This is a genomic window from [Actinomadura] parvosata subsp. kistnae (assembly GCF_900323885.1).
GTDB classification, from domain to species: Bacteria; Actinomycetota; Actinomycetes; order Streptosporangiales; family Streptosporangiaceae; genus Nonomuraea; species Nonomuraea composti.
The window spans coordinates 259,111-275,252 of sequence record NZ_OOHJ01000011.1; the positions used below are offsets into that span (position 1 = coordinate 259,111).

At 73.2% G+C, this 16,142-nt stretch carries 16 protein-coding genes and 2 pseudogenes; 2 read left to right on the forward strand and 16 right to left on the reverse strand.

From position 1 onward, the window contains the following. Window positions 1-392: 392 nt before the first annotated feature. Window positions 393-2,369, forward strand: a complete 1,977-nt coding sequence (locus tag KIS93_RS65030; protein WP_246005257.1) for a BTAD domain-containing putative transcriptional regulator — start codon at window positions 393-395, stop codon at window positions 2,367-2,369. Between the two features lie 52 nt (window positions 2,370-2,421). On the opposite strand, the gene KIS93_RS11905 is transcribed toward KIS93_RS65030, so the two are convergent. The 11 genes and pseudogenes from KIS93_RS11905 to KIS93_RS11950 all read right to left on the reverse strand — a co-directional run bounded on the left by KIS93_RS11905 (window position 2,422) and on the right by KIS93_RS11950 (window position 12,258). Then, a complete protein-coding gene (locus KIS93_RS11905) occupies window positions 2,422-3,429 on the reverse strand; it encodes an ATP-binding protein (protein ID WP_420895862.1) in 1,008 nt (335 codons plus the stop codon). 57 nt (window positions 3,430-3,486) lie between these two features. After that, window positions 3,487-3,776, reverse strand: a pseudogene (locus tag KIS93_RS65035) (biotin carboxylase N-terminal domain-containing protein); the annotation flags it as partial. Then, window positions 3,773-4,381, reverse strand: coding sequence for an acetyl-CoA carboxylase biotin carboxyl carrier protein (locus KIS93_RS11910; RefSeq protein ID WP_080040117.1), 609 nt, complete (start codon window positions 4,379-4,381; stop codon window positions 3,773-3,775). The gene KIS93_RS11910 and the pseudogene KIS93_RS65035, both read right to left, overlap by 4 nt. Further along, window positions 4,378-6,069 carry an acetyl-CoA carboxylase carboxyltransferase subunit alpha/beta gene (gene accA / locus KIS93_RS11915; RefSeq protein WP_246005259.1) on the reverse strand — a complete coding sequence of 564 codons (1,692 nt, stop codon included), beginning with the start codon at window positions 6,067-6,069 and terminating at the stop codon, window positions 4,378-4,380. The genes KIS93_RS11910 and accA overlap by 4 nt, the downstream gene beginning before the upstream one ends. 14 nt (window positions 6,070-6,083) lie before the next feature. Beyond that, window positions 6,084-6,389: an antibiotic biosynthesis monooxygenase family protein gene (locus tag KIS93_RS11920; RefSeq protein ID WP_080040118.1), complete on the reverse strand. Its 306-nt coding sequence runs from the start codon at window positions 6,387-6,389 to the stop codon at window positions 6,084-6,086. Beyond that, complete coding sequence (locus KIS93_RS11925) at window positions 6,386-6,742, reverse strand: antibiotic biosynthesis monooxygenase family protein (RefSeq protein ID WP_080040119.1); 357 nt, start codon at window positions 6,740-6,742, stop codon at window positions 6,386-6,388. Before KIS93_RS11925 ends, KIS93_RS11920 begins: the two co-directional genes overlap by 4 nt. Beyond that, the gene (locus KIS93_RS11930) at window positions 6,739-7,494 is read right to left on the reverse strand and encodes an SDR family NAD(P)-dependent oxidoreductase (protein WP_080040120.1); all 756 of its coding nucleotides are present in this window, start codon (window positions 7,492-7,494) and stop codon (window positions 6,739-6,741) included. The genes KIS93_RS11925 and KIS93_RS11930 overlap by 4 nt, the downstream gene beginning before the upstream one ends. Before the next feature lie 37 nt (window positions 7,495-7,531). Next, window positions 7,532-8,749: a ketosynthase chain-length factor gene (locus KIS93_RS11935; RefSeq protein ID WP_080040121.1), complete on the reverse strand. Its 1,218-nt coding sequence runs from the start codon at window positions 8,747-8,749 to the stop codon at window positions 7,532-7,534. Next, window positions 8,746-10,218, reverse strand: a complete 1,473-nt coding sequence (locus KIS93_RS11940; protein WP_230466299.1) for a peptide MFS transporter — start codon at window positions 10,216-10,218, stop codon at window positions 8,746-8,748. The genes KIS93_RS11935 and KIS93_RS11940 overlap by 4 nt, the downstream gene beginning before the upstream one ends. Window positions 10,219-10,767: 549 nt before the next feature. Next, window positions 10,768-11,091, reverse strand: coding sequence for a helix-turn-helix domain-containing protein (locus KIS93_RS11945; RefSeq protein WP_155127876.1), 324 nt, complete (start codon window positions 11,089-11,091; stop codon window positions 10,768-10,770). 471 nt (window positions 11,092-11,562) lie between these two features. Then, the gene (locus tag KIS93_RS11950) at window positions 11,563-12,258 is read right to left on the reverse strand and encodes a VOC family protein (protein WP_080040124.1); all 696 of its coding nucleotides are present in this window, start codon (window positions 12,256-12,258) and stop codon (window positions 11,563-11,565) included. Between KIS93_RS11950 and KIS93_RS11955 the strand changes: the two genes are divergently transcribed. Further along, window positions 12,257-12,412, forward strand: coding sequence for a hypothetical protein (locus tag KIS93_RS11955; RefSeq protein WP_155127879.1), 156 nt, complete (start codon window positions 12,257-12,259; stop codon window positions 12,410-12,412). The two genes, KIS93_RS11950 and KIS93_RS11955, sit on opposite strands and share 2 nt — an antisense overlap. A gap of 40 nt (window positions 12,413-12,452) precedes the next feature. Here KIS93_RS11955 and KIS93_RS11960 read toward each other — a convergent pair whose 3' ends face one another. From KIS93_RS11960 to KIS93_RS11980, 5 genes and pseudogenes are all read right to left on the reverse strand, one after another. Then, complete coding sequence (locus KIS93_RS11960; protein WP_080040125.1) at window positions 12,453-13,484, reverse strand: ABC transporter ATP-binding protein; 1,032 nt, start codon at window positions 13,482-13,484, stop codon at window positions 12,453-12,455. Between the two features lie 176 nt (window positions 13,485-13,660). Next, window positions 13,661-14,421, reverse strand: a pseudogene (locus KIS93_RS11965) (ABC transporter permease). A gap of 150 nt (window positions 14,422-14,571) precedes the next feature. After that, on the reverse strand, window positions 14,572-15,369 hold the full coding sequence (gene modA, locus KIS93_RS11970) for a molybdate ABC transporter substrate-binding protein (protein WP_222107411.1): 798 nt from the start codon (window positions 15,367-15,369) through the stop codon (window positions 14,572-14,574). Window positions 15,370-15,381: 12 nt separating this feature from the next. Beyond that, window positions 15,382-15,795, reverse strand: coding sequence for a TOBE domain-containing protein (locus KIS93_RS11975; RefSeq protein WP_080040128.1), 414 nt, complete (start codon window positions 15,793-15,795; stop codon window positions 15,382-15,384). Between the two features lie 101 nt (window positions 15,796-15,896). Continuing rightward, window positions 15,897-16,103 carry a hypothetical protein gene (locus KIS93_RS11980; RefSeq protein ID WP_080040129.1) on the reverse strand — a complete coding sequence of 69 codons (207 nt, stop codon included), beginning with the start codon at window positions 16,101-16,103 and terminating at the stop codon, window positions 15,897-15,899. Window positions 16,104-16,142 lie beyond the last annotated feature (39 nt).

Sequence of the window (16,142 nt, forward strand, 5' to 3'; positions counted from 1 at the left end):
AGGGTCTCCCCCTGACCCGTCTCAGGACCCCTTCCGGCGCCGGGATCTTCGTTTTCCCAGGCCAGTCGGGGCATTGATCAGTAAGGCTTACTTCCTGATGGAAGATTTGACCCTTAGTCAAGCCCCAGTCAATTAAGGGATTGATTCAGGGTTTTCCCCGAGGCGCATTACTCGGGGTGAGTCATACTGTTAGTCAAGCATCCGTCATAATCCGTGGGCTCAGTGATCTTCGAGTCATTTTCAAGATCCAACCACCCGCGTCTGCTAAGTTCATCTAGGAAAGAGATCGTCCAACGTGGCCGCAGGACGACGGGGGCAACTCTCGTCCTCGCGGGTTCCCACGTTCTCGGGCAGGCAGACGCGTGGCGTGCGTCATCAGTGACGCAGAGCCAATGGATGCAGGGGACGGTGCGTGTGGTGGAAATCAATCTGCTCGGTCCGATGGAAGTGCTCCGGCACGGCGTCGTACTGACGCCGTCGGCTCCCAAACTGCGCACCGTGCTCAGTTTGCTGGCCGTCCAGTCGAGCATTGTCGTCAGAACCGACAAAATCATCGAGGAGCTTTGGGAGGACAACCCCCCGGCGAGCGTCACCACCACTCTGCAGACCTACATCTACCAATTAAGGAAACTGCTGCGCCTGGGCACCCCGCCCCACATGGCGGGCGCCGGCGACACCCCCGCGGACGCCGCCCTGCGCACCTCTCCTTACGGGTACGCGCTCATCCTCGACTCCGACATGCTCGACACCATGCGGTTCGAGCGGCTGTCAGACCAGGGCAGGCGGGAGCTGGAGGCCGGCGACATGAACGCCGCCGCCGAGACCCTCTCCCACGCCCTGCGCCTGTGGCGGGGCCCGCGCTGGTCGACGTCGGCCACGGCCCCGTGCTGCGCGCCGAGGGCCTGCGGCTGGAGGAGATGTACAAGAACGCCCTCGAACGCCGCATCGAGGCGGACCTGCACCTGGGCCGACATCATGAGCTGCTCGGCGAGCTCACCCGTCTGGCCGCCGAGCAGCCCACTCACGAAGGGTTCCAGGCCAAGCTGATGCTGGCGCTGCACCGCGCCGGCCGCCGCTCGGAGGCGCTCAAGGTCTACCAGCGCACCCGCAGCGCCCTGGCCAGGGAGCTCGGTCTCGACCCGTCCAACGATCTGGAACAACTGCACCGCGCCGTGCTGGCCGCCGACGAGAGCCTCGCCCTGCCGCGCCAGCGCACCCCCGTGCGGATCAGCCGCACCCGCCCGCCGCGCCAGCTCCCCCCGGAGGGCACCGCGCTCGTGGGCCGGCAACCTCAGGTCGCCGCGCTGCTCTCGGCCCTGTCGGCGCGCCAGCACCACGCGCCGCCGGTCGTCGTCATCACCGGCCCGCCCGGGTCGGGCAAGTCCGCCCTGTGCAAGCAGGTCGGGCACCGCGCCAACGGCCCGTACACCGATGCCCAGCTCTACGCGCGCCTGGTGGACGCCCAGGGCCGCCCGGCCGACCCGCGCGACGTGCTCGCCGAGTTCCTGCGCGCCCTCGACGTTCCCGAGGACCGCATCCCGGCGACGCGCAGCGAGCGCTGCCGCCTCTTCCGCACCTGGACCGCCGACCGGCGGGTGCTGGTCACGCTCGACGACGTCGTGCGCACCGACCAGCTCCTGCCGCTGGTGCCGGCCAGCCCCGACTGCGCGGTCCTGGTCACCGCCCGCAGGCAGCTCTACGCACCCGAGATCACGGCCACCGTCGAGGTGGGCCCGCTGACCGCCGAAGAGGGGCTGCGGCTGCTCACCAACGTGCTGGGCAAGCACCGCATCTCCCAGGACGAGGCGGCCGCCCGCGAGCTGGTCCGCCTGTGCGACGGCCTGCCGGCCGCCCTCCAGGCGGCCGCGGCGCGGCTCCAGCTGCGGCCGCACTGGCCGATCAGCAAGCTGGTCAAGGGGCTGCGCGGGGAGACGGCGGGCCCCGGCAACGGCGGCAACCAGGACCTCGTGCTCTACTCCAGGGTGGAGCGCAGCTACCGGCTCACGTCGCCGGCCGTGCAGTCCGCCTTCCGCGTGCTCACCCGCTTCGAGGTCGACGCGTTCACCCCGCGACGGGCCGCGCGGCTGCTGCGCATCTCCGAGGTGCAGACCGAGGCGCTGCTCGACGAGCTCGTGGAGTTCCAGCTCATGACGGCCGAGCCGGGCGAAGGGGACGACCTGCTGCAGTACCGCTTCCTGCCCAGCGTGCGGGCGGCCGGGCGGCGGCTGCCCGCCGACGAGCCCGACGAGCTCCTCAGCCCGGTCTACCAGACCGTGCCCGCGACCGTACCGGCGACGTGCGCCGCGATCGGCGACGCGTGCGTGAGCGAGCTGGGCGCGCAGCCCGAGCGGGCGCCGGTCTCCTCCTGAAGGAAACAGTAAGAAGGGGTGCCGCCACCGGCGGCACCCCTTCACTGTGCCGTCACTTCGCCAGCAGGGACGTGGTGTGCGTGCCCTCGCGGAAGGCCGGCTCGGCCAGCACCGAGCGCAGCAGCTCCTTCGTCGTACGGATGCCGCGCCCGTCGATGCGGAACTCCGCCAGCGCCCGCTCCATCCTGGCGATGGCCTGCTCGCGGTCCGGCGCCCAGGCGATCACCTTGGCCAGCAGCGAGTCGTAGTCGGGCGGCACCCGGTAGCCCGCGTAGGCGTGGGTGTCCACGCGCAGGAACGGGCCGCCGGGCGGCACGAACTCGGTCAGCTCGCCCGCGCACGGCGCGAAGTCGCGCTGCGGGTCCTCGGCGTTGATCCGGCACTCCACGGCCACGCCGCGCGGCCGCACGTCCTCCTGGCGGAAGGACAGCGGCCGGCCCGCGGCGACGCACAGCTGCTCGCGCACGAGGTCGATCCCGGTCACGGCTTCCGTGACGGGGTGCTCCACCTGGATGCGCGAGTTCACCTCGATGAAGGCGAACTCCTCGCCGCTCACCAGGAACTCGAACGTGCCGGCGCCGGTGAAGCCGGCCGCCTTGGCGCCGGCGACCGCCGCCTCGGCGAGCCGGTCGGCCAGCCCCGGCGACACGCCGGGCGCGGGCGTCTCCTCGATCAGCTTCTGGTGGCGCCGCTGCACGGAGCAGTCCCGGTTGCCCAGGGCCACCACCGTGCCGTGCTCGTCGGCGAGCACCTGCACCTCGACGTGCTTGGCCCGCTCCATGAACCGCTCCAGGTACACCCGGCCGTCGCCGAACACCGCCCGCGCGGCGGCGCTGGTGGCGCGGAAGGTGGCCGCCAGGTCCTCCATGCGGCGCACCACCGACATGCCGCGCCCGCCGCCGCCCGCCGCCGCCTTGATGATCAGCGGGAAGCCGATCCGGTGCCCGGCGGCCAGCACGTCGGCGGCGTTGCCCACCGGCTCGGGCGTGCCCTCCAGCACCGGCAGGCCGGCGTCGGCCATGATGCTCCTGGCCAGCGCCTTGTCGCCGAGCCTGGCCATGACCTCCGGCCGGGCGCCGACGAAGACCAGGCCGTTGGCCGCGCAGATCTCCGCGAAGTCGGGGTCCTCCGACAGGAACCCGTACCCCGGGTGCACGGCCTGCGCCCGGTGCGCAGCGCCGCCTCGATGATCGCCGGCGGGTAGAGGTAGGAGCGCTTGGCCGGGCCGGGGCCGATGCGCGTCGCGACGTCCGCGGCGCGCACGGCGGCGGAGTCGCCGTCCACCGCGGAGTGGACGACGACGGTCCTGATGCCCATCTCCCGGCAGGTGCGCACGATCCGCAGCGCGATCTCGCCGCGGTTGGCGACCAGCACGGTGTCGAACGGCCGGTCCGGGTTGCCGCTCATGCGCCTGCGTCCGGCTCTGTGCCCGGCTCGATCACGATCAGCGGCTGGTCGTACTCGACGCCCTCCGCGTCGCCGACCAGGATCCGCGCCACCCGGCCGCCCACGTCGGCGAGCACCGGGTTCATCAGCTTCATCGCCTCGACGATGGCCACCTGCTGGTTCGCCTCGACGAGGTCGCCGACCTCCACGAACGGCTTCGCGCCCGGCTCCGGCTGCCGGTAGAAGGTGCCGACCAGCTCGGCGCGCACCACGTGGCCGGGCGGCTCCTCGTCGGGCTGCTCGGCGGGCGGCTCGGGAGCAGGCTCCCCCGCCACCACGGGCGACCACTCGACCTCGATGCTCGCGCCGCCCAGCCGCACGCACGCCCTACTCGGCGAGCGCGGCGAGGCGTGCACCGCCTCGGCCAGCCCCTGGCAGAGGATCGCCACCGCGTCCCGCACGCCCAGCTCGGCCAGCGCGCCGTCCCACGGGCCCGGCTGCGGCGCGCCGTCCCAGGCGGCCGGTCGCCGGGCGTCGTCCCGCGTGCCCGCTTGCCGGGCACCGTCCAACGTGGCGCCCGGCTGGCGGGCACCGTCCCACGCGCTCGGTTGCCGCGCGTCCGTCATACCGCCACCCTTTCCCTGTACGTGCCGAACCAGCGAAGCCGCCGCCGCCGGGCCTCCCGCAGCGCGGCACCGTCCTGCTCGCGCAGCTCCCGCAGCGCGCACACCACCGCGTCGCGCACCAGCTCGCTGGCCACCGCCGGGTCGCGGTGCGCGCCGCCCGCCGGCTCCGGCACGACGCCGTCCACGATGCCGTTCGACAGCAGCGTGCCGGCGTCGACGCCGAGCGCGGCGGCCGCGGCGGGCGCGGCCTCGCCGCTGCGCCACAGGATCGCCGCGCAGCCCTCGGGGCTGATCACGGAGAAGATCGCGTTCTCGCACAGCAGCAGCCGGTCGGCCACCGCCAGCGCCAGCGCGCCGCCGCTGCCGCCCTCACCCGTGATCACGCTGACCACGGGCACGTCGAGCGAGCCCATCACGCGCAGGCACTCGGCGATCGCGTGCGCCTGGCCGTGCCGCTCCGCCTCCAGCCCCGGGTGCGCGCCCGGCGTGTCGACGAGCGTGACCACCGGCACCCGCAGCTTCGCGGCCAGCCGCATGAGGCGGACCGCCTTGCGGTAACCGGCCGGCGACGGCATACCGAAGTCGCGGCGTACCAGCTCCTGGGTGGTGTGGCCCTTCTGGTGGCCGATGAGCATCACCGGCAGGCCCTCCAGCTCGGCCAGCCCGCCCACCACGGCGGGGCAGTCCGCGCCGGCGCGGTCGCCGCGCAGCTCGACGAACTCCGAGCCCCAGGCGGCGACGTGGTCGAGCGCGGTCGGCCGGCCCAGGTCGCGGGCGAGCCCCACCACCTGCTCCACCGGCCGCCGCGACAGCAGCTCCGGCTCGCGGATCACCGGGTCCGTCACCTCCGGGGCCCACTCCGGGTCCGGCGGCGAGCCCAGCGCCAGCAGCGACTCCAGCACCTGCGGCAGCTCGCCGCGCGGCACGACCCCGTCGAGCAGGCCGTGGTCGAGCAGGAACTCCGCGGTCTGGAAACCCTCCGGCAGCTTCTGCCGGATCGTCTGCTCGATCACCCGCGGCCCCGCGAACCCCATCCTGGCGGCGGGCTCGGCGAGGATCACGTCCGAGAGCGTCGAGAACGACGCGGCCACCCCGCCGTAGGTCGGGTCGGTCACCAGGGTGATCGTCAGCAGGCCCGCCTCGTCGAGGGCTGCCATCGCGTTGCTCGTCCTGGCCATCTGCAGCAGGGAGAAGGCGCCCTCCTGCATGCGGGCGCCGCCCGACGCGGTGACGACCACCAGCGGCAGCCGGTGCTTGAGCGCCTCCTCCGCCGCGGTCACGATCGCCTCGCCCTCGGCGGCGCCCATGCTGCCGCCGAGGTAGCGGAAGTCCATGACCGCCAGCACCACGCCGCGGCCGCGCACGGTGCCGCGCACCACCCGTACCGCGCAGTCCATCCCGGTGCGGGACCGCGCCGCGTCCAGCCGGTCGGTGTACGGGACGAGGTCCTCGAACGCGAGCGGGTCGTGCACCGACGGGCCCGGCTCGACCGGCGTGCCCGAGCCCGCGTCGAGCAGCCGCTCCAGCCGCTGCTCCGCGGTGAGCTGCCCGTGCTTGCCGCAGTCGGGGCACACCATCGACAGGCGGTCGAACCGCTTGCGGTAGACCAGCATCCCGCACCCCGAGCAGGACAGCCAGTCCGTCAGATCCATCGTCGTCTTCATGGTCCCCTTCGGAACGGATTTCACGGCCGATCTCCTGGCTAGTAGGACGCTGTTACCTGATAGACCGCGAACGGCCGGCTCATCCGGCTGTCGCGGAACGGGCGCAGCGGCGCCGTCTGCCACTTGTGCTCCGGCCCCTGCTCCCACTCCTGGAAGTCCGCCAGGCTGCGCCACATGCTCACCACCACGAAGTCCTCGCCGTCCATGACCGAGCGCAGCAGCTCGTTCGACAGCAGGCCGGGCACGCCGGCCAGCCGGTTGCTGGCCTCGTGGTAGGCCTTCTCGATGGCGGCGACGTCGGTGGCGGTGTGGTAGAGCAGCACCCGCACGCCGGCGTCGGTCATCGAGCCGCCTCCCACGCCTGGTGCGTGGCGGCCTCCCCCGGCGCGGCGCCGGCCCCGGGCAGGTGGGCGACGATGTGCATCGTGCTCATCGAGCCGCCGGAGCGGTAGGGGTGCAGCTTCTGGCGGTGCTCCAGGTGCCGCTCGCTGGTCTCGAACTCGCGGAAGCGCGGCTCGTCGACCCAGTCGCTCATGATGAAGTAGATGCCCTCTTCCTCGCCGTCGCGGGCGAGCCACTGGCCGAGGTTGGCCGGGTGCGTGGTGACCGAGTCACCCACCTCCAGCCACACGCGCTCGAACTCGCTCTCCATGCCCGGCTTGATCTGCAGACGCAACATCACGCGGAACACGCTCATGAGATCCCCCCGTCCACGGCCACGACGGAGCCGGTCACGTACCGCGACAGGTCGCTGCCCAGCCACAGCACGGCGCCCGCGACCTCGTCGGGGGTGCCGAGCCGGCCCAGGCACGTCTTGCCGGAGTAGCGCTCGACCATCTGCTCGCGCTGCTCCTGCGGCATCGCGTCGAACGCCTCGGTGTAGATCATGCCGAGGGCCAGCACGTTGAACCGGATGCCCTTCGGCCCGAACTCCCTGGCCAGCGTGCGGAACAGCCCGTGCAGCGCGGCCTTCGTGGCGGTGTAGTGGGCGCGCGTCGGGATGCCGACCTCGATCGACTTCGAGCTGATGCCGATGACCGAGGAGCCCTCCCCCAGCAGCGGCAGCGCGTACTGCGTCACCAGGTGCACGGCCGTCAGGTTGGTGTCGACGATGCGCTGCCACTCCGCCAGGTCCAGCTTGGCGTACGGGATGTGGCTGATCGCGGCGGCGTTGTTCACCACCAGGTCCAGCCGGCCGTCGAAGCGGTCGCGGCACTGCTCCAGCAGGCCGGCGATCTGCTGCGGGTCGGTGAGGTCGGCGCGCAGCACGGCGTGCCGGCCGCCGAGCTGCTTGAGCTCGTGCTCCAGCGAGACGACGTGCTCGCCCTCCTGCCGGTAGTTGGTGATCACGTCGACGCCCGCCTTCGCGAGCGCGAGGACGAGGCCGCGGCCCACGCCGCGGGTGCCGCCCGTGACGAGCGCCCGCCTGCCGCTCAAGCCGAGATCCATCGCGGTACTTCCTTCCTGGAGATGCACTGGTTGAGGGTCACTTCTTGAGGACGAGTGCGGCGTTGAACCCGCCGTACCCGCGGGCCAGGACCAGCACGGTCCGCAGCTCGCCGTCCCTGGGCTGGCCGAGGACCAGGTCGATGTCGCAGCCGGGGGCGAGCCTGGCCGGGCCCGCCGTGGCCGGGATGACGTCGTCACGCAGCGCCAGCAGCGCCGTCGCGACGTCGAGGGCGGCGCCGCCGCCGTACAGGCGCCCGGTCAGCGTCTTCGGCGCGGTGACCGGGACGCCGCGGGGGCCGAACACCTGCGTGATGGCGCGCGCCTCGGCCAGGTCGTCGCCGGGGTTGCCGGAGGCGTCCGCGAAGACGGCGTCCACCTCCGGCGGGCCGACCTCCGCGTCGGCCAGGGCGCGCTCGATCGTGCGGCGCAGCGCGGGCGGCCGGTCCGAGCCGGGCGCCGGGTCGAAGCCCGCCGCGTACCCGGCGACCCGGCCGTAGACGGTGGCGCCGCGCTCCCGGGCGCTGGCGGCGTCCTCCACGATCAGCATGGCGCCGCCCTCGCCCGGCACGTAGCCGGTGGCCGCCGCGTCGAACGGCAGGTACGCCCGCTCGGGGTCGTCCACGCCGGACAGCTTGCCGCTGGACAGCTGCGCGACCAGCCCGTACGGGCACAGCGAGGCGTCGGTGCCGCCGGTCACCACGACGCGGGAGCCGCGCCTGACCAGCCGTCGCGCCTGCCCGACCGCGTCGAGGCCGCCGGCCTGCTCGCAGCAGATGACCCCGCACGGGCCGCGCATGCCGTGCCGGATCGACACCTGGCCGGTCGTCGCCGCGTAGAACCAGGCGATCGACTGGTAGGCGCCCACCCACGACGGGCCGTTGAGGTAGAGCCGCTCCATCTCGTGCTGGCCGAACTCGGTGCCGCCCGAGGAGCTGGAGGTCACCACGGCCATCTCGTACTCGGGCAGCTCGGCGGGCACCACGCCGGCGTCCGCCAGCGCGGCCTCGGCCGCCGCCAGCCCCATGTGCGTCCAGTGGTCGGTCTCCCGGATCAGGCGGCTGGGCAGCTGCTCCCCCGCCACGAAACCGGGCACCTGCCCGGCCACCCGCACCGGGTAGCCGCTCGCGTCGAACCGGGTGATCGGGCCGATGCCCGACTTCCCGGCCAGCGTCGCCTCCCAGTGCGTCTCGGTCCCCATCCCGGTCGGCGCGACGACCCCGAGGCCCGTCACCACCGGCATGCCGGATCCGCTCATCGGCTGCCCTCCCTGACCGCCTGCGTGTCCACTTCGGCCTGTTCGGTACGGGGGCCGGCCGTCAGCCCGTTGACCAGGGCGCGGCGGCCGAGCGCGAACGCCAGCCCGCAGGCCGTCGCCACGCCGCCGAGCCCGAGGTAGTACAGAGGCTCGGGAACCACCTCGGCGAGCCGGACCACGCCGCTGCCCAGCCCGCCGCCGAGCCCGGCGAACAGCCACATCAAGCCGAGCGTGCGGCCCATGAAGCCCGGCGGCAGCACCTCGGCCGCGGCCGAGATGATCACCGCGGCGACGATGACCTCGCCGCACGCGTGGGTGAGGTAGACGATCACCAGCCACAGCGGCGACACCTTCTCGCCCGACGCGGCGAACACCGTGGTCAGCGACATGATCAGGAAGCCGCCGCCGACCAGGACGAGGCCGATCGCCAGCTTCACCGGGACGTGGTACCGCCCGGCCAGCGCCGGCAGCCCCACGGCGATCAGCGGCGCGAGCAGCAGGATGAACAGCGGCGTCGCGGCCTGCAGCCAGCTCGCCGGGATCTCCATGCCGAACACGTGCCGGTCCACGTGGTCCCTGGCGAACAGGTTCAGCAGCGACGCCGCGTGCGCGATGATCATCCAGAAGAGCGTGGAGCCCAGGAAGACGAACAGGAACGCGCGCAGCCTGCGCCGATGGTGGGCCTCCAGGCCCGGGTTGCGGTAGACCACGACGTAGCAGACGATCGGCACGATCACGCTGAACACGCCGACCAGCCCGATCGCCAGGCTCACGCTCAGCATCCCGGCCAGCCCCAGCCCCAGCACCACCGCGGCCAGCAGGCCGGCCGCCAGCCCCGTCCGCCGCACCGCCGACGTGCGCTCACCGGCCGTCAGCGGGCGCACCGGCCGCTGCCCCACGTCGCCGAACTGCGCGGCGCTCACCTTGATCTGCACCGCCGTCGTCAGCATGACCAGCGCGGCCACCCCGAACGCCAGGCTCCAGCTCACCCGCTCGCCCAGGTAGCCCACCAGCAGCGGGGCGGCCAGCGCGGAGACCTGGGTGGCGACGTACATGAGCGAGATGCCGGCCTCACGGCCCCGGCTGCCGCCGAACATCAGGTTGATCATGGCCTGGTGGTTCGGCTTGTACACCGCGCCACCGACCGCCACCAGCGGCAGCCCCACCGCCGCGCCCCAGCCGGCCGGCACCGCCAGGCACAGATACCCGGCCATGCCGGCCACGCAGCCGGCCAGCAGCGCCCGCCGGTTGCCGAGCACGCGGTCGCCGAGCCAGCCGCCCGCGATCGACAACATGAACATGAAACCGATCCAGGCGCCGAACAGCGTCGCGGCGTCGGTGACCGGCAGGCCGAGACCGCCGCGGGAGGCGGGGGCGGCGGCGTACAGCACGAGGATGGCCTGCAGGCCGTAGAACCCGAAACGCTCGAGCGCGTCGCTGGTGAACAAGGTCAGGTACCAGCGAGGCATCGCGCGCAGGGTGATGGCTCTGTCAGCGGTGCTCATCGCGCCCCGCCGTCCGGGGGTGCGCCGGCGAGCGCCGGTACTCTCACGTCGTTCATGCAGGCCCTTCTTTCGGCTCGACCAAGCAACACCTCTTGCGTACGGGACCCGACTCGAATCTGCCTTGCGTTGCGGGCAGCGAGCCGATCGACGGCCGGTGCGTAAGGGGGATACGGAAGGGCCGAAAGGCTGCTCGAACGAGCGCGGCCCTGGAGTATCGAGGGGTGCCGCACCACCCCTACTTGGACGTCACCCTGCGTCACCACCCGGGGTGGTGGCCCCGAAATGCCGGTCGCCCGGGGGAAGATCTTCGGTGTCGATATCGGCAACCTGCATGGCGCAGCCTGGAATCGAATGTCCGTGACGAGCAATCACCCGGAAGAATGGTCGGACGAGAAAAGGTTCATTCGCGTTCCAAAGCACGGTGAAAATGCGTCTACAACCAGCCGCCGCGCGCCCGATCGGGCAAGGATCGCGAAGTGAGGCCGAACCGCTGAGCGAGAACGTCTTCGACGATCACCTGGACGCTGCCCGATCGGGAGCACGACGACGGTAGCGGCCCGGAAGCGCGCCGTACGCGGCGCGGAAGACGCGGCTGAAGTGCGCCGCGTCGGAGAAGTCCCACCGGGCGGCGATGGCCCGCACCGGGTAGGGACGCAGACGAGGGCCGGCCAGGTCCAGACGGCATCGCTCCAGGCGCAGGTGCGGGATCCAGGCCGAGATCGTCATGTCGTGCCCGGCGAACAGCTCGTGCAGGTGGCTCACGGAGATCCGGTGTGCGGCGGCGATGCTGCGCGGGGACAGGCGCGGATCGCCGAGCCGTCTGTGGATGTGGTCCATGACGCGTGAACGGAGCAGGTGGCGCCGAGCTTCGGCCGTGCCGGCGAGGGGGATGCGGTTCTTCGCGATCGAATCACCTCGATCCGGCACATTTCCGGATCGTCCTGCCGAATCGGCCAGCACGCCCTCGTCGAGAGGTGCGGTCGTACCCGCCCCCCCGACTCCGTCGTCCAGAGATCGCCGACGTCGTGCCGGCCCCGCGAGCCCCGGTCACCCGCCGCGAGGCCGAAGGAGATCAGGACCGCCAAAACCGCGGACACGAGACGATGACGCATTGCTCCTCCAGAAGAATCGGACCTCATCCGAGAGTCACAAAAAAGGGGAAATGCGTCATTGACTGGCAGTTCGCGAAAAATCGTCAGACGACACGCGCACCAATTGTCTGCCCATCCGCGGAAACTTTACTCTCCGTATTCCGCGGCCCGCCGGGACCGGTGGAGGCAGACGGCGGCGGTAAGAGGCGGAAGGCTGTCAGGTGAGGACGACGCCTCCGGCGAGGCGGGCCACGAGAGCGGGCACATCCCCCCGCTCGACCTCCAGCTCCACGCCGCGCTCGACGCCCAGCTCCACCCCTCCCCCGGCGTCCGGCTCCACCCCTCGCTCGACGCCCAGCTCCGCCCCGCGCTCGGCGTCCGGCTTCATCCCGAGCGCGCGCAGGCGGGCGCGTGCCCGCTCCGGGTCGGGATGCCGCCCGGTCAGGGAGAGCAGCGGCACCTCGGGCAGGCCGCGCTCGGCGGGATGCACGGTGGCGCCCCAGTCGATGAGGAACGGCGTCAGCGGGTCGCGCCCCGGCATGGTCAGCCGCCACTCCAGCAGCTCACCGTCCACCGTCCGGCGCGACATCGGCCGCGGCTCCCCCAGGTCGAGGCCGTGCCGCCGCGCCTCGGCGAGGGTGCCGTCCAGGTCGGCGGGCCGCACGCACCAGTTGACCAGCCGCGGCCCGTCCAGCTCGTCGACCGAGAACCACCGCGGCCCATCCGGCTCCGGCTGCTCCGGATCCGGCCCGACGATCTCCAGATAGCGCCGGCCGCCGAGGCCGAGCAGGTAGTTACGGGTGCCGAGCCCCAGATGCCGGCCACCCTCGGCAGGCCGCACACCGAGCGCTCGCTCCAGCGCGGCGACGGTGTCGAGGAGGGCGGGCGTGGCGTACACGAGATGATCGAGCATGGCTCAAGACCCTAGTGAGATCGCGGCGGCCCGCTCGGGCCGCACCGGCGCGGCGGCGGTGCCGCCCGTCCCGGCGACGACCCGCCGGCCGTGGACGCCGGTGGCGCGGCTGACCGCCCGCGTCGGCCTGATCCGCTCCCTGCGCCTGGACTGACCGGCGCCCCTTCCCGGGTGAGAGGGCGGGCCCGGCGTGTTCATGCCGGATAGGCGTGCGTCTCGGTGGCCTTGACCGACGCCCAGATGTGCTGGCCGGCGGTCAGGTCGAGGTCGGCCAGGGCGGCCGGGGTGATGTCGGCGAAGACGGCGACGGGGCCGTCGAGGTGGACGCGGACGTTGTCGCCGTGCCGTTCGATGCCCTCGATGCGGGCCTGCCACAGGTTGCGGGGGCTGCCGTCGGGGCGGGTGCGGTAGAGGGCGACGGCGGCGGGCGGGAAGGCGACGAACGCGGGCCCCGTGAGGTGCTCGGAGGTGTGCAGCAGCAGCTCGCCGACCTTGACCCCGGCCCCGTCGGCCGTGCCGCGGTGGAGGTTGAGGCCGACGAGGCGGGCGACGTAGTCGGTGCGGGGGCGGCGGGCGACCTCGGCCGGCGGGCCCTGCTGGACGACGGCGCCGTGCTCGATGACCACCAGCCGGTCGGCCAGCACCATGGCGTCGAGCGGGTCGTGGGTGACCAGGACGGTGGCGCCGTCGAAGTCGGCGAGGTGGCGGCGGAGCTGGGAGCGGATTCGCAGCCGGGTGTGGGCGTCGAGGGCGGCCAGCGGCTCGTCCAGCAGCAGCAGCTCGGGCCGTACGGCGAGCGCGCGGGCGAGCGCGACCCGCTGCGCCTGCCCGCCGGACAGCTGCCGGGGCCTGGCGGCGGCGCGCTCGGCCAGGCCGACGCGGTCCAGCAGCTCGGCGGCGGTGCGGCGGGCCTCGGCCTTGGGGACGCCCTGGCAGCGCGGGCCGAAGGCGACGTTCTCCAGCACGGTCAGGTGCGGGAAGAGCAGGTAGTCCTGGAACACCATGCCGATGGGGCGGCTCTCGGCGGGCAGCGGGTGCAGCGGCCTGCCGCGCAGCGTGATGTGCCCTCCCGACAGGGGGGTGAGCCCGGCGAGGGCGCGCAGGGCGGTGGTCTTGCCCGCGCCGTTCGGGCCGAGCAGCGCCACCACCTCGCCCGCCCGTACGCCGAGGGTGAGGTCGAGGGTGAAGGCGGGCCTGGTGACCACCAGCCGCGCGTCCAGGCTCATGCCCTGATCCTCCTGGCGCGGCTCCTCCGCCGGACGGCGATCGCCATGACCCGGTCCCTCCGCCGGACGGCGATCGCCATCTCGCGGTCCCTCCGCCGGACGGCGGTCGTCATCACGCGGCTCCTCCGCCGGACGGCGGTCGTCATCGCGCGGTTCCTCCGGTGGAACGCCGGCCGTCATGGTGCGCTCACCCAGCGGTCGCGCAGGCTGGCCAGGATGACCACCGACACGGCCAGCAGCACCAGGCTGAGCACGATGGCCGCCTCCGGCTCGGTCTCCAGGGCCAGGTAGACGGCCAGCGGCATGGTCCGGGTGGTGCCGGGGAAGTTGCCCGCGAACGTGATCGTCGCCCCGAACTCGCCCAGCGCCCGCGCCCAGCACAGCACCGCCCGGCCACGACGCCGGGCATCACCATGGGCAGCGTCACTCGCCGGAACACCGTCCACCGCGAGGCCCCGAGGGTGGCGGCGGCCTCCTCGTAGCGCCGGTCGGCGCCGCGCAGCGCGCCTTCGACGCTGATGACGAGGAACGGCATCGCCACGAACGCCTCGGCGACGACGACTCCGGCCGTGGTGAACGGCAGCGTGATCCCGAACGCGCCCTCCAGCCACTGCCCGACGAGCCCCCGCCGTCCGAGCACGAGCAGCAGGGCGACGCCGCCGACCACGGGCGGCAGCACGAGCGGCACCGTGACCAGGGCCCGCACCAGCCGCCGCCCGGGGAACTCGGTGCGGGCCAGCAGCCAGGCCAGCGGCACGCCGAGCAGCAGGCAGACGGCGGTGGCGACGGTGGCGGTGATCAGTGACAGCCGCAGCGCCTCCAGGACGTGCGGCTCGGCGAGCCGCTGCGGCAGCGTGGACCATGGCGCGCGGACGAGCAGCCCCGCGAGCGGCAGCGTCAGGAACACCAGCCCCGCCAGCGCGGGCACGACCAGCATCCACGGCAGCCGCCCGCGACCGCGCGCCGCGCGCCCGGGCGCCCGGTGAGGCGGCGCGGGCGCTCGGTGAGGCGGCGCAGGGGCTCGGTGAGGCCGCGGCGCGGGGCTCGGCCGAGTCGAGGTGTTCTGGGGCGGGAGGGCTCATGCCGGTCAGGCCGCCTCGAAGCCGGCCTTGGTGAGGACGTCCTCGCCCTGCTGCGACAGCACCAGGTCCACGAACTGCCGGGCGAGGTCACCGGCCGGGGCCCTGGTCAAGGCGGCGATCGGGTAGTCGTTGATCGCCTGGTCGGCCTCGGGGAACGCGATCCCCCGCACCTTCCCGCCGGCGGCGATCACGTCGGTCCGGTAGACGAGCGCGACGTCCACCTCGCCGAGCTCGACCTTGGTCAGCGTGGCCTTGACGTCCTGCTCCAGGGTGACCGGGGTGACCTTCAGGCCGGCCGCGCCGAGCGCCTTGGCCGCCGCCGCCCCGCACGGCACCTGCTCGGCGCACAGCGCCACCTTCACCTTGGGGTCGGCGAGGTCCTTCAGCGCGTCCACCCTGGCCGGGTTGTCCTTGGGGACGGCGATCTGCAGCTTGTTGCGCACGAACGTGGCCGGGGCGGCGGCCAGCGACGCGTCCGTCACCGTCTTCATCGTGGCCGGGCTGGCCGCGGCGAACACGTCCGCCGGCGCCCCCTGGGTGATCTGCTGGGCCAGCGTGGCGCTGGAGCCGAAGTTGAACCTCACCGTCGTGCCCGGATGCGCAGCCTCGAAGACCTTGCCGAGCTCGGTGAACGTGCCGGTCAGCGAGGCCGCCGCGAACACCGTCACCTCCTTCGCCCCCGCACCGGAGGACGAGCCGGCCGCCGGCGGCGTGCCCGCCCCGCCGGACCCGCAGCCGGACAGGCCCGCCAGGGCGAGCGCGACGGGCAGGGCGATCGCCCATCGGGAAAGACGCCTGATCACCAAGGGGGCTCCTCACACCTGGCCGGCCACGCGCTCGTGTCCGGGGATCTCCACGACGACGTTGGTGGACTTGATCACGGCGACCGCCACGACCCCCGCCTCCAGGCCCAGCTCGTCGGCGGCCTGTCTGCTCATCAGCGACACCACTCGGAACGGCCCGGCGGCGATCTCCACCTGGGCCATCACGGCGTCGCGGAGCACCTCGGTGACGATGCCCCTGAAGCGGTTGCGCGCCGAGGACCGGCCGCCGTCGCCGCTCTCCCCGACCTGCGCGCGGGCGAAAGCGGCCAGGTCGGCGCCGCGGATGCGCCGGTGGCCGTGCTCGTCGCGCTCGGCACTCAGCCGGCCCGCGTCGACCCACCGGCGCACGGTGTCGGAGCTGACCCCGAGCAGCGCCGCGGCCTCACTGATGCGGAACGTCGTCACAAGCGTCCACTCTAACGCCCGCACCTGCCAGCCTGAAGCCCGGGAAGCCATCGCACCGGCGATACATCTACAGGAATGACCCTGGCATTCGCGAAGGAGCGTCATCCCGCCGGGTCGGCGCCCTGGCGGATGGCGGCGGCGTACCGCGCGGCGAGCCGGTCGCGCTCGGCGCGGCAGGCCGCGGCCCGCCAGGTGAGCCCGGCCGACTCCAGGTCGTCGATCTCGGCCTGCAACCGGAACAGGCGCTCGCGGCGGGTGGGCGCGGGTCGCCCGTCGGGCGTGTCCTCCGGGCGGTACGCGATGCTCACGACATCCTCCGGCCGTCCTTGACGCCCGTCGCCGCCCTG

Excerpts from the sequence above, each read along its gene's own strand:
- KIS93_RS65030 (WP_246005257.1), top strand. The coding sequence starts at position 393 with ATGGATGCAGGGGACGGTGCGTGTGGTGGAAATCAATCTGCTCGGTCC.
- KIS93_RS11905 (WP_420895862.1), bottom strand. The coding sequence starts at position 3,429 with ATGGCCAGGCTCGGCGACAAGGCGCTGGCCAGGAGCATCATGGCCGAC.
- KIS93_RS11910 (WP_080040117.1), bottom strand. The coding sequence starts at position 4,381 with ATGACGGACGCGCGGCAACCGAGCGCGTGGGACGGTGCCCGCCAGCCG.
- KIS93_RS11920 (WP_080040118.1), bottom strand. The coding sequence starts at position 6,389 with ATGACCGACGCCGGCGTGCGGGTGCTGCTCTACCACACCGCCACCGAC.
- KIS93_RS11925 (WP_080040119.1), bottom strand. The coding sequence starts at position 6,742 with ATGAGCGTGTTCCGCGTGATGTTGCGTCTGCAGATCAAGCCGGGCATG.
- KIS93_RS11930 (WP_080040120.1), bottom strand. The coding sequence starts at position 7,494 with ATGGATCTCGGCTTGAGCGGCAGGCGGGCGCTCGTCACGGGCGGCACC.
- KIS93_RS11935 (WP_080040121.1), bottom strand. The coding sequence starts at position 8,749 with ATGAGCGGATCCGGCATGCCGGTGGTGACGGGCCTCGGGGTCGTCGCG.
- KIS93_RS11940 (WP_230466299.1), bottom strand. The coding sequence starts at position 10,218 with ATGCCTCGCTGGTACCTGACCTTGTTCACCAGCGACGCGCTCGAGCGT.
- KIS93_RS11945 (WP_155127876.1), bottom strand. The coding sequence starts at position 11,091 with ATGGACCACATCCACAGACGGCTCGGCGATCCGCGCCTGTCCCCGCGC.
- KIS93_RS11955 (WP_155127879.1), top strand. The coding sequence starts at position 12,257 with ATGGCTCAAGACCCTAGTGAGATCGCGGCGGCCCGCTCGGGCCGCACC.
- KIS93_RS11950 (WP_080040124.1), bottom strand. The coding sequence starts at position 12,258 with ATGCTCGATCATCTCGTGTACGCCACGCCCGCCCTCCTCGACACCGTC.
- KIS93_RS11960 (WP_080040125.1), bottom strand. The coding sequence starts at position 13,484 with ATGAGCCTGGACGCGCGGCTGGTGGTCACCAGGCCCGCCTTCACCCTC.